Annotated in this window: 10 protein-coding genes, 1 pseudogene and 1 riboswitch; of the genes and pseudogenes, 6 read left to right on the forward strand and 5 right to left on the reverse strand. The window is 54.4% G+C overall.

The window, feature by feature from the left end; translation table 11 throughout:
- Nucleotides 1-69: 69 nt before the first annotated feature.
- Both NLX71_RS21660 and NLX71_RS21665 read right to left on the reverse strand, forming a co-directional pair.
- Nucleotides 70-243 (reverse strand): annotated as a pseudogene (locus tag NLX71_RS21660) (ASCH domain-containing protein); the annotation flags it as partial.
- A 244-nt stretch (nt 244-487) separates the two neighbouring features.
- Entirely contained in the window at nt 488-850 is a 363-nt protein-coding gene (locus NLX71_RS21665; RefSeq protein ID WP_254365841.1) for a hypothetical protein, read from the reverse strand.
- Between the two features lie 144 nt (nt 851-994).
- Between NLX71_RS21665 and NLX71_RS21670 the strand changes: the two genes are divergently transcribed.
- On the forward strand, nt 995-1,189 hold the full coding sequence (locus NLX71_RS21670; RefSeq protein WP_254365842.1) for a hypothetical protein: 195 nt from the start codon (nt 995-997) through the stop codon (nt 1,187-1,189).
- Nucleotides 1,190-1,594: 405 nt separating this feature from the next.
- Entirely contained in the window at nt 1,595-3,403 is a 1,809-nt protein-coding gene (locus NLX71_RS21675) for a fibronectin type III domain-containing protein (RefSeq protein ID WP_254365843.1), read from the forward strand.
- Between the two features lie 84 nt (nt 3,404-3,487).
- On the opposite strand, the gene helD is transcribed toward NLX71_RS21675, so the two are convergent.
- Complete coding sequence (gene helD, locus NLX71_RS21680) at nt 3,488-5,836, reverse strand: RNA polymerase recycling motor HelD (protein WP_254365881.1); 2,349 nt, start codon at nt 5,834-5,836, stop codon at nt 3,488-3,490.
- Nucleotides 5,837-6,278: 442 nt separating this feature from the next.
- On the opposite strand from helD, the gene NLX71_RS21685 reads away from it, so the two are divergent.
- Genes NLX71_RS21685 through NLX71_RS21695 form a run of 3 tightly spaced genes read left to right on the forward strand, consistent with a single transcriptional unit; the run spans nt 6,279 to nt 10,651 of the window.
- A complete protein-coding gene (locus NLX71_RS21685; RefSeq protein WP_254365844.1) occupies nt 6,279-8,531 on the forward strand; it encodes a putative bifunctional diguanylate cyclase/phosphodiesterase in 2,253 nt (750 codons plus the stop codon).
- A gap of 23 nt (nt 8,532-8,554) precedes the next feature.
- Complete coding sequence (locus NLX71_RS21690) at nt 8,555-10,201, forward strand: thiamine pyrophosphate-binding protein (RefSeq protein ID WP_254365845.1); 1,647 nt, start codon at nt 8,555-8,557, stop codon at nt 10,199-10,201.
- A gap of 39 nt (nt 10,202-10,240) precedes the next feature.
- A complete protein-coding gene (locus NLX71_RS21695) occupies nt 10,241-10,651 on the forward strand; it encodes a carboxymuconolactone decarboxylase family protein (RefSeq protein ID WP_254365846.1) in 411 nt (136 codons plus the stop codon).
- Nucleotides 10,652-10,923: 272 nt separating this feature from the next.
- On the opposite strand, the gene NLX71_RS21700 is transcribed toward NLX71_RS21695, so the two are convergent.
- Complete coding sequence (locus tag NLX71_RS21700; RefSeq protein WP_254365847.1) at nt 10,924-11,151, reverse strand: helix-turn-helix domain-containing protein; 228 nt, start codon at nt 11,149-11,151, stop codon at nt 10,924-10,926.
- Nucleotides 11,152-11,326: 175 nt separating this feature from the next.
- On the opposite strand from NLX71_RS21700, the gene NLX71_RS21705 reads away from it, so the two are divergent.
- Nucleotides 11,327-11,572, forward strand: a complete 246-nt coding sequence (locus NLX71_RS21705) for a hypothetical protein (protein ID WP_254365848.1) — start codon at nt 11,327-11,329, stop codon at nt 11,570-11,572.
- A gap of 26 nt (nt 11,573-11,598) precedes the next feature.
- Here the strand turns inward: NLX71_RS21705 and NLX71_RS21710 are convergent, their stop codons facing one another.
- Nucleotides 11,599-11,904: a hypothetical protein gene (locus NLX71_RS21710; RefSeq protein WP_254365849.1), complete on the reverse strand. Its 306-nt coding sequence runs from the start codon at nt 11,902-11,904 to the stop codon at nt 11,599-11,601.
- A gap of 498 nt (nt 11,905-12,402) precedes the next feature.
- A riboswitch (purine riboswitch) is annotated at nt 12,403-12,502 on the forward strand.
- The last annotated feature ends 6 nt before the right edge of the window (nt 12,503-12,508 follow it).

Below are 12,508 nucleotides of genomic sequence, written 5' to 3' on the forward strand. Positions count from 1 at the left end.
GCCGTAAAGACTAAGTTCGACGCGGCACCATTTTCATCCTTCTGATGGTGCCGCGCCAGCGGCATGGATGTCTATTTCATAAAAAACGAGTCCAGAACAAGTGGCTGATTTTACACCATCTATTACTAATTGAGCCAAATCGTCTGGATTAGCTCCGAATTGCCACGCACTTACTGATTTTGGTTTATCTTGAGCCTGAGACTCCCAATATTCATTCCAATATATTTGTGATGCTTCGTTCATATTTTTTCTCTCCCTATAAATAATCGGTAAACTACCTAAAATAAATTGGATCTGTACATCGCAGCCCCCTTATATAAATTATAACAACTTCCGCATAGAAATTAATATTAAATTTAGACACAAACATTGGTATATCAACAAAATAGTCCAATTCATATGCAGAATTGGACTAAAAATTATGGTGTTATTTTATTTTTCTATCTTAAAATTGAACTACTTAAGCGCATCCTTCTCTTTTCGTTGTTTACTTGATCGTTTGCAGCAGTTCGTTTAAGGCTTGCGTCAATCCGTCATTCAATTGGGACAACGCTTGCTTGTCCAGAGGGCTCTTCTGGGAACCCGCTACTTCGGGGTTCAAGCTTTTTTCGAGCTTCTCGTACAGCTCGGCATTGCGTGGGCGCACACCGTCCTCGAAGGTGCTCCATACGTCCTCCAATTTAGGCCCCAGCTCCTTCACCTTCGCTTCGTTCCCCGCCTCGATTTCTTTTTTCAAGTCTCCGGCGATGCCGAGCATTTGAGTGGCTCCGGCTTTGATCTGGTCGGCAGGAATTAATTTTTGCGACAGCTCGTACAGTGTTTGGATCAGTTGGTCGTTGGCTTTGGACAACACTTCTTTATTCAGGGGCGATGCTTTGGTCGCCGCGATGCCGGGTCGAGATTTTTTTCGATTTTCTCATACAGGTCCGGGTATTTCGGCTTGACTCCATCCTCGAAAGCGCCCCAAGCGTCTTCCAATTTAGGTCCCAGCTCTTTGATCTTGGCTTCGTCGCCTGCTGTTGCGGCTTTTCTCAGCTGCTTCGCCGTTTTCAGCAGTTTCGCGGTTCCTTCTTTGATCGCCGCGTCGGATACGGTACTGTTTTCGGCTTTGGACGGTGCGGGGGAAGCTTGTCCGTTGTTCGCCTGGGCCGATGGAGCGGGCGCAGAGCCGCAGGCGGACAGGGGCTGAACGCGAAAACAAAGCCAAGTAAAGTGAACGACAGTTTGTGCATGGGAACCCCCGCTCTCAAAAGATGGAACCTAATTAACATTGATAATCATTATCAATAGAATCGACGTGTTTAATTTTACTTGAACGCAAAATTATAAGTCAATAAAAATTTTAGCACTAAACGATAGTGAATGTTACCAGCCCGAACCTGTTGCCGGGGTTCATGGTTCAGATTTGGCGGCCACCGTTTTTTGCACAATTTTATCCCCTAAAAAATGGAATGTATCCCTATCTGCCCTGCCGAAGCCATGGTTAAATGAGAGTACAAGCCCGGTTCGAAAGGGGGTGAGCCTACCGCAGCCGTCGTCGATTGATGGAATGTTCCCGGTATTTTTTATCCATATTTTCAGGAGGGATTCATGAATGAGTTTTGCGCAAATCGCGTTTCGGCGCACCATTAGGAAAGCGTTTTCTTTGACTGTAGTCGCTTTGCTCCTGCTTAGTCTGATTCCGGCGATGGCGCTCGGCGCGGCCGAGTGGCAGCCGAACACCGCCTACAAAGCCGGCGATGTGGTAACGTATACAGGGCAGACGTACACCTGCTTGCAACCGCATACATCGCTGAACGGCTGGGAGCCGCCGAACGTCCCGGCCTTATGGAAGGCCGGCGGCAGCGGCGGAACGGATACACAGCCGCCGACGGCTCCGTCCGGCTTGAAGGCGACGGGCAAAACGTCCAACAGCGTGACCCTCGCTTGGAACGCTTCGACGGATAACGTAGGCGTCACCGGTTATGACGTGTACAACGGATCTACAGTTGCGGCGGGCGTGACAGGAACGACTGCCACAATCGAAGGCTTGTCGGCGAACACGGCGTACACGTTCACGGTGAAAGCGAAGGACGCGGCAGGTAACGTGTCCGCCGCAAGCCAAGCCGTCGCGGTGACGACGGACCCGGCGTCGGGCGATACGCAGCCGCCGACCGCGCCGACGAATCTGACCGTTACGGGGAAAACATCGTCCAGCATCTCGCTGTCCTGGACGGCTTCCACAGATAACGTAGGCGTCACCGGCTATACGGTGGATTACGGCTCCGGCTCTCTGAGCGTCGCGGGCACAACGGCGACGGTGGCCGGGCTTGCCGCTGACACGGCGTATACGTTCACCGTGAAGGCGAATGACGCGGCCGGCAACGTCTCGGCCGGAGCGAGTGTGCAAGGGAAAACCGAACCGGCGCCGTCCGGAGGCGGGGGCAAGATCATCGTGGGCTATTGGCACAACTTCGATAACGGGTCCTCAGTGCTCAAGCTGCGGGACGTTTCGAAGAAATACGACGTGATCAACGTCGCTTTTGCCGAGCCGGTTTCTCCGGGCAGCGGTACGATTGCCTTTACGCCATTCAATGCGACGGTAGAAGAATTCAAAGCGGATGTCGCGTATTTGAAGGACCAGGGTAAAAAGGTGCTGATCTCCCTTGGCGGCGCCAACGGCACGGTTACGCTGTCCGATGCGACGAAGAAGCAGCAATTTATCAGCACGATGACTTCGATTATCCAGACGTACGGCTTCGACGGGATCGATATCGATCTGGAAGGCAGCTCGGTGGCGCTGAACGGCGGCGATACGGACTTCAAAAACCCGACGACGCCGGGCATCGTGAATCTAATTGACGCAGTCCGCACGCTCAGCAGCACGTTCGGCAGCGGCTTCGTGCTGACGATGGCGCCGGAGACGGCGTACGTGCAAGGCGGGATGGGCGCTTACGGCGGCCCTTGGGGCGCGTACCTGCCGATCATCCACGCGCTGCGCGACAAGCTGAACTATATTCACGTTCAGCATTACAACAGCGGCTCGATGACGGGGCTTGACGGCCGCTCTTACGCACAAGGCACGGCGGATTTCCACGTCGCCATGGCCGAGATGCTGCTGAAGGGCTTCCCGGTCAATAACAATGCGAACAACGTCTTCCCGGCGCTGCGTCCGGAGCAGGTCGCCATCGGCGTACCTGCGGTGCCGAGCGCGGCCGGAGGCGGATATACGCCGGCGGCCGAGGTGCAGAAGGCGATCACGTATCTCGTCAAGGGCACGTCGTTCGGCGGCAACTACAAGCTGCAAAACCCGGCCGGCTATCCCGGCTTCAAAGGACTCATGACTTGGTCCATCAACTGGGATGCGGCGAGCGGCTACGGCTTTGTCAACAGCCACCGTCCTTTCTTGGACGGCCTGAAATAACGGTATTGGCCTATTAAAAAAAGCCTTCGGCTCCTATGGATTCAACATCCACAGGCTCGCCGGAGGCTTTATTCGTGCGACCGATCAATGACCGGTGGTATAAGTGTCGGGGGAAGCGCCGTCCAGAAACGGGCTGCGCTTGCCGGTATGGTACACGTACAGCTCGTGCATCGCCCGCGTGCAAGCCGTGTAGAACAGCTTGCGCTCGGCTTCCCGGCCGTAGTGCTCCATCGAGGCGTTGTAGATGACGACCGCGTCGAACTCGACGCCCTTGGCCAAGTACGACGGGATCACCAGCACGCCGGGCTCGAAGGAGGCCGTCTCCGTCCCGACGAGGCGAAGCGTGACCCCTGCTTCTTGCAGCGCGTCGTACGCTTCCCGGCTCTCCGCCGCCGTCTTGCAGATGACGCCGATCGTCTTGTGGCCGTCCGCCAGCAGGGCCCGGATGCGCCCGGCGACCTTGGCGCTCAGATTGGCCCGATCCGCCGCTTCCGTGACGACCGGCAGGCTGCCGCCGCGGTTGAACGGCTCGATGGCCGTGCCGTCCGCCAGCAGGCCACGGGTGAACTCGACGATCTCTCGCGTCGAGCGGTAGCTTCGCGTCAGCACGTTCGTCTCCGTATGCTCCGGCCCGTACAGCGAGGTCAGCGGCGCGAAGCCGTCCGTATTGGCGGAGGCATGCGCGTAGATGGCTTGGTTCCAGTCGCCGAGCACGGTCATTTTGCTGCGCGGGAACAGCCGCCGGATGAACACGAATTGGAACGGCGTGTAGTCCTGTCCTTCATCGATAAAGACGTGACGGACCGTGTTGTTCGTCTGGAAGCCCTCGATCCGCTCCTTCAAGTACAAATACGGCGCCCCGTCCTCGCTGGCTAGCTCGCCGCGCTCCAGCTTCTCCGCCGTCTGCTTGCATATATCCTCCCAATGCGGCGGCAGGCCGGCTTCGGGCGCGAGGTCCGCGAAGCGTCCCGGCTCGGCGAACAGCTGCCGGTATACGGCGGGGACGTCGATGAATTCGAGCCGCTTGGCGCTCACGCGGAGCGGCTTGAAATGCTCCTGGACAACCATCGCGGCCAGCAGCTCCTGTTCGCGCTGGAAGTCGTTGAACATGTCTTCGGCATGCTGTTTTCTGCGCTGCAACTGATGATAGGCCTGCAGATACGCCTCCTTGTCGAGCAGATCGATCTCGTCCTCGACCCACGGCTTGGACCGCTCCCGCCGCCCGAGCCGCTTCAGTTCCTTCAGCAGCCATTCGGAGGTCAGGATCATCCGGTTCGGAATCGGTAGTGCCGGATCGAGGCTGTAGAAATAGTCTGCGATCTGTCCGCCCGCGACGATAGGCTCCCCGCGGAAGCTCACGTCCCTGAAAAGCAGCCCTTCTCTTCCGAGCCGCTCCGCATACCGCTCCAGCATATGCATGAACGAAGTGCCCGCTTTGAACAAAATTCCTTCGATTCGCGCGTCATAGCCGGGGTCTCCGGCTGCCGTGAGCGTGTATTCCGCTTGCTCGAACGGGTCTTCCACACGGAACGTGCCGCCAAGCCGGTGCTCCAGATATTCCTGGAACGTCGTCTGCTGCATGTTTTCCTCTCCGAGCTCGGGCAGCACGGTAGAGACGTAGCTGTTGAACATCGGGTTAGGCGAGAAGAGCACGATCTGTTCCGCGCTCAGCGTTTCCCGGTACCGGTACAGGAGGTACGCGACCCGCTGCAGGGCGGCCGACGTTTTGCCGCTGCCTGCAGCGCCTTGCACGATCAGCAGACGGCTGCGCTCGTTGCGGATGATCCGGTTCTGTTCCTTTTGAATCGTGGCGACAATGCTCTTCATCTGAGCGTCCGAATGCTTGCCGAGCACTTCTTGCAGCAACTCGTCGCCGATCGTGACGCCGGTGTCGAACAAGCTGCGGATGACCGCGTCGCGAATAATATATTGCCGTTTCAGCTCCATCTCGCCGGAGATGACGCCGCCGGGCGTCTCATACTGCGCCGGTCCCGGCGGGTAGTCGTAGTAAAGGCTCGATACGGGAGCGCGCCAGTCGTAGATCAGGAACTGCTCGCCGCTCTCGTCCAGGAACGATCCGATGCCCAGGTACACGGCTTCGGCGCGCCGCTCCCCGTCTTCCAGAAAATCGATGCGTCCGAAATACGGGGTCGTTTTCAATCGTTTCAGCTTCGTCAGTTGCTTCTGGGCGTGCCGGTGGCTGTGTTCGCGGCCGACGAGCACCTCCGCTTGCTGCTTCAAGCTTGCGTACGTTTCTATGACTTCGTCGGGAGCGTCCAAGTTGACGGTCACGTCGTCCCAAAAATGCTTGCGGATATCGACGATATCCGTCCTCAGCTCGCCGACCTCCCGCTGGAGGGTATCGATGCGCTTGCCGATGTCCCGGGTTACCCGTTCGACCCGCTCCTGCTCTTCCTGCCACGCCTGCTGCATGTTAACCACGTTACCGCCCCTTTTTCCAAAAGATTTGACAATCACCGATGCATGTGTTACTATGATAGTGGGTAAATTTAAAGAATTGAACCAAAATATAGGTGGCGACCAATCTCCATTTTAGCATGGTTCTGCATGCAATTCAATAGAAGCACATCATCGCACGCTAACAAACGGAGACGCACATGACGCCTCCGTTTTTTTTGTTGCAGTCCCCCGCGCACCGCCAAGACCGAGAACCAGCCCGAAAAAGGCAAGCGACGCGGCGCTGAACCTTTCACTTTCGCCAAGCCACTTCAACGCGCCATCAGAATAAAGCGGGCATGAAAGTTTGTTTCCCTATTCACTATCGTCGCTCTTGTGGCGAAGAAGTATACTATATACATATCGTTATACAAGGGGATCGTACATTCCTTATGTCACGTTGGAAGAGGGTGGGGGTATGTCGCTAAGTAACTACATTATGGAGTCCAAGTCGGTTTGCAGCCATGCGGGGATGAATCCGAAAGAGATTCCGTTTCCCAGAGTCGTGATGACGCCGAGAGAGCTGGAGGACAAGCGGCAGGACTACGAAGAAATCTTGTCCGTCATCCAGTTTTTTGGAAACAAAATGATGGATTTGATGAAGGGCATGCCGATCTTGTTGGCGGTTGCCGACGCACGGGGGTTTATCCTGCATATGATGGGGGATGAAGCCATCAGGAACACGATAAATCAGCTCGGCATCCGTATCGGCATTCAATTTTCCGAGGAAGTGATGGGCACCAATGTGGTGAGCCTCTCTTTGAAGCACAGCGGCAACGCTATCCAATTGGTTGGCCCCGATCATTACCACGAAGTTCTGCATCAAACCGCATGCTACGCCGTAGCTTTTCATTATTCCGATGTCAACAATCTGCTCGGAAGCATCATCATTATGACGGCGATCGAATACCAGAATCCGCTGATGGTGACCATGCTGTCGACCGCCGTGGACTCGATCGAGAGGGAACTGATGCTTCGAAAGCAGAACCGCAAGCTGGACATTATGAATCAGATTCTGATGGACAATACACGCAACGGCATTATTATTACCGATAAAGAGGGGGAAATTACGGATTTTAATCACTTTGCTCAAGACCTTACAGGTCTGTCCAAAGAGCAAACTCTGGGGAGGTCGGTCCTATGTCTTGAACCCATGGGGCAATACATCTACGATGTCATCCGCCATGGGAAGAAGTACGAAGATATTCAGATCAGCTTTGAGCGCAAGAGGGGCGGGGCGCGTACGGTGTGTCTGTTCGACGCGTTCCCGATCTATGACGAGCACAAACGGCTCATCGGCGCCTTCGGCCAGTTCCGGAACATTACGGATCGGTACGAGGCGGAGGAAAAATACAACTATTTGGCCAATCACGACGATTTGACCAAGCTGCCCAACCGAAGGTACTACAAGCAAGTGCTTGTCCCTCTGCTGGAGCGGGCCAAGCGGGGGCTGCATCCGTCTGGAATCGCCATTATGTATCTGGATCTCGACCGGTTCAAGCTGGTCAACGATACGTTAGGACACTCCAACGGAGATCTGCTGCTCAAGCAAATTGCCGAACGGCTGAAGAGCAGTCTCGAATCGACGGATCTGGTGGCCCGCATGGGCGGCGACGAATTTATGTTCCTGTTCCCGATCGTGACGGACGAACAGCAGGTCGTGCATCGGGCCGAGCGCATTCTGGGCCTGTTCCAGCATCCGTTCAACATGAACGGGTACGAGTTTCATATTACGGCCAGCATCGGCATCGCGTTCTATCCGGACGACGGTCTCGACATCGAGATGCTGATGATTCATGCGGACACGGCGATGTACCGGGCAAAACAGCGCGGCAAAAATCAATATGTCATCTATTCGGACGACATGCAGACGAAGTCCCACGAAAAGATCAAGATGGAAACGTCGCTGCGCCGCGCGATCGACAACAATGAATTCGTGCTGTATTACCAGCCGCAAATCGATATCAAAACCGGGGATATCAAGGGCGCCGAGGCGCTGATTCGTTGGAACCACCCCGAGCGCGGGCTTGTGTCTCCTTTTGAGTTCATTCCGCTAGCGGAAGAAACCGGACTTATTATCCAGTTGGATCAATGGGTGCTGCGCACCGCCTGCATGCAGAACAAGAGCTGGCAGGAAAAAGGGCTGCCGCCGATGCGCGTCGCTGTGAATTTGTCTTCCCAACAATTTTCCAAAGAATATCTTGCCGAGATGGTCAAGGGCATGTTGGAGGAGACCGGGCTTGAGCCGAAATTCCTTGAGCTGGAAATTACCGAAACGATGACGATGGATGTGGAGCATACGATTCCGACGCTGCGACAGCTGCATGACCTTGGGGTTCAAATCAGCATCGACGATTTCGGAACGGGATACAGCTCGCTGAATTATTTGAAAAAGTTTTCCATCGACCGCCTGAAGATCGACCGGTCGTTCGTGCGGGATATTATAACGAATTCCCATGATTCGGACATCGTCGGCACCATTATCGCGATGGCGCACAATCTGGGGCTGGAGGTTATTGCGGAAGGCGTCGAAGAGAAAGACCAGCTCCGTTTCCTGCAGTACCAAAAATGCAACGAAGTGCAAGGGTACTACTTCAGCGAGCCGATTCCGGCGGAGAGATTTGAGCTGCATTTTCAGGAGCTGCAGGAGAAGGTCAAAAGAAAATATTGATGCTTTCAAAAAAGGGGATCATCATGAAAACTGTAGCTCAATTGGTAGTGGAGCATTTGATTCAATGGGGCGTTACCCATGTATTCGGCATTCCAGGCAAGCCGGTGACGCCTCTGGTTATAGAGATGGACCGGCAGGGCATCGCCTTCGTGCTGAGCAAGCATGAAGGCGGAGCGGGGTACGCAGCGGCCGGCTACGCTTTCGAAGGCGGGCGGCTTGGCGCGGCGCTGGGCACGGCGGGGCCGGGCGGCGTCAACATGCTGACCGCCGCGGGCCAAGCGAAGGCGACGGGCGTACCGGTCCTGTTCTTGACCGGCCAGCCGCCGATCCAAGAGATCGGCAAGGTGCTCGGGCAGGACAGCACGCCGTTCGGAACCGATCTCGTCAAGATGTTCGAGCCGGTGACGAAATTCAGTGCGCGCATCGAGCGCGGCGAGCTGCTGGATACGTACCTGCGCCATGCGATCGAACAAGCCTATACCGGGGTGAAAGGCCCCGTTCATCTTTCCATTCCCCTGGACGTTTTGACGGAAGAAGTCCGGCCTTTTCAAATTCCGCTGCCGACGCATTATCCGGCCGTTCTTTCCGCCAACCTCGACCAAGTGATCGAATGGCTCGATGCGGCAAGACGTCCGGTGCTGTTCGTGGGCGGCGGCGTGCACGCTTGCCGGGCTTACGAAGAGCTTCGGCAGTTGGCCGAACGATGGAGCATTCCTGTGATGACGATGCCGGGAGGCAAGGGCGCGTTCGTGTCCGGGCATCCGCTGTCACTCGGACCGTTCGGTCTGGGCGGCAACGACACGTCCAAAGCCTATATGAGCGAAGGCGTCGACGTGATGATGGTCGTGGGCAGCCAGCTCAGCGACTTGGAGCTGCCCGGACTGACGCCGGCCATGTACCCGCAGCGGATGATCCATTTCGACTATGAGCCGACGTTTATCGGTAAAGCGGTACCCGTGCCGGTGCTTCCGGTGCTTGGGGACTTGAAGCGAAATCTTCAGGAGCTGCTTCGTTTGACAGATGGCCGTCGGGTAGAGCTGACAAGCTCTTATGCCGAGGTTGCAGCTGCGTCGGAACCGGCCGCCGAAGCGGAGGGGTCGTCGGAGAGCCGCTGGCTGACCGGTCAGCAGACGATGCGTGTTCTGCGGTCGGCGCTGCCGGGGGAGGCTGTGGTGTATGGCGACGCGGGCAGTCATTCCTTTTATGCGGTAAAGCATTTTGATATTGAGGTGCCCGGGACGTTCTACTTCGAAGAAGTCTATGCGACGATGGGCCGCGCCATCGGGTATGCCGTCGGCGCTCAGCTCGCGGAGCCGGACAAAACGATCGTATGCCTGACCGGGGACGGATGCCTGTTCATGAACGGCACGGAAATATCGACGGCGGTGAATGCTGGCGCTCCGGTCATTTTCGTTGTGTTGAACAACGGCTGTCTGGATATGGTGGAGAAAGGGATGGCCCGGCATCTGGGCCGCGCGATCGGAACGAATTACACGGTGCCGGTGCACGCCGCCAAGTTCGGGGAAGCGATGGGAGCGGAAGCGTCCCGCTGCTCGACCGAAGCCGAGCTGTATGCTGCGGTGACGCAGGCGCTGGCAATGAGGCGTACGGCTGTGATCGAAGTGATGGCCGACCCGCTGGAAATTCCGCCGACGATGGCGCGCGGGTAACTGGAGAGGGTCATAAATACATAAGCAGAGGTGAATACGATGGGAAGCGAAGACCGGTTGACGAACGCCGAACGGTACGAACGGGGTATGAAGACGTTGTTGGAGATGGTCGGAGAGGAAGGGGCGCAGACGATTGGGAATATCGGCGCTTTTTTTCCGGATATGGCGCATCAGATCGTATCCTTCGGATTCGGTGATTTGTATTCGCGCAAGACGCTGGACCTGAAGCAGCGGGAGATTATTACGATCACCTCGCTCATCACGCAAGGGGCGACGGAGCAGCTGCCGTTCCATGTGCATGCGGCGCTGAACGTTGGCTTGACGCCGGAGGAAATTTTAGAGATCGTCCTGCACTGCGCAGGTTACGCTGGGTTCCCGAAAGCATGCGGGGCCTTGAATGTGGTCGGCGAAGTGTTCAAAGCACGGAACATTACGCCAGTTACGTCGTAAAAAACGCAGCGGTATCGGAAGGAAACGGTCGATAAAGAGAGCCGCTAGTGCGCCAACACTAAACGGCTCTTTGGATAAACGAAGCTGTGATTTACCCCACGGCGCGCATAGTTTTTCAATCTAAGCGAAAAAACCACCGGTCAGGGCTGTAACCTTATTGACGGTGGTTTTTTCGCTTGTTTAGCTTCCGTTTGATCAATTTGAATAGCTTCGTACTGCTCAGCCATAAGAATAGCTGCAATCCATTTGACTACATCCACAGCGCCACAGTGCTATTTATCGGCCACGTCTTCTTTCTCGTTTACCGAGACAATAAGTTGGTCTACGGTAATATCCAAGGCTTCGCAGATTTGTTCCAACGTGCGAATATAAACTCTGTCTACGGAATTAGAACAGAGATGGTTGATGGTTGCGGGACGCATATTCATTCTCAGTGAGAGCTGCCGCTGGCTAATTCCTCTTTCCTCTAACAGTTCCTTCAATCGGATTTTGATTCTCATATGGTATTCCCTCCACTAAAGAGAAGTTACGTTTGACAGTATAAATCACAAATACTATAGCATAAGAATCAAAAGTTATCATTGAAACTTACGCTTAAAAGTAATATAATATTTTCATACTCTTAAGAGTAAGACCTATAAAAGTAACAAAAACAAATTAGCGGGAGGTACAAGTATGGAAGATGCAGCCAAGTATAAGATCTTGTTAGGCGAAGAAGCCAAGTTGCTATTGCAGATTCAAACATGCCAAGAAGTTATTTTCACACTCAAAAGTATGGTTCGTCAGCGTGGAAAATCAATGCATATGTTGACGATGGAAGATATCCTCACGCTCATTCACCAGATGGAGATGGATTTCCGGGTCGAATTGCTCCATGTCAACCTTGAGCAAGCTAGACAAGATAGTAAGTATCAATCCTAGCTATTCCACTACAATGCGACTGGCTCTCAATCGCCGGCCACATGGATCGCTTGAACATGGCTTTGACTCAAGACATCGATTAAACTGTCCAGCGCTGCATGATGCGCAGAATCCATGAACAGTCTGACTTGTTTTAAGTCTTCGACAAAATGGTGCAGATCGGGTTGGTGAAGCCGGACGTTCGTCTTGTAGTAATCCTTGATTTTTCTTAAATGGGGATAACTGCTCCATTGTGGTGTGCCCATGAATATAGCTTCATGTAAACTGCTCGGGATTTCAATGAATCCTGCCTTGGCGTTTTTATCATCGTATAGGATGATATCCAGTCCCATAGTTTCCTCCGAATGTCTTGCATGTGATGATAGCGTGCGATAACCTTGCCGGACTGCAAGTTGCAAGCCGATTTTATTTTAGTGTGTGGGTTTCTCGGAATCAAGCTTAGGATCAAGAAAAACCGGTTGACACGAAACTAGCGCTGCCGGAAAAGCCTATGGACACCGTGAAGCGTCTGCTCGGTAGAGAGCCGCGCACGCTGGATGCTTTTCTGCGCGAGCATATCGACATGTTCAGGCAAAGTAACGGGTCTCCGAGGATGAGTTAAGTTAGTTGTAGACGCCCCGTAAGCAGCAAAAGGCTCGTCAGCGGATTCAGAATCGTTACCGAACGATGGAACATGAAGCGGGGAATAGTGGAAATGTTCGTGATTTCATTTTATATTGGACGAGATTACAGGGTTAACGTATAATTTTTATGTAAAACACGAACGAAATTAAGATAGTCCCTTGACAGCGATCTGAAATTTCGATACCCTAAATAACGTAAACTGAATAAGCGTCACAGATGAGACTGTTCGTATATCTTCGGCATGACGGGCCGGAGGTCTCTACAAGGAACCGACAATTCCTGGCTACGAGCGGCGGGTTTTCCATACCCGTT

Origin of the sequence: Paenibacillus sp. MZ04-78.2 (assembly GCF_024213375.1) — a bacterium.
In the GTDB taxonomy this organism is placed as follows: Bacteria; Bacillota; Bacilli; order Paenibacillales; family NBRC-103111; genus Paenibacillus_G.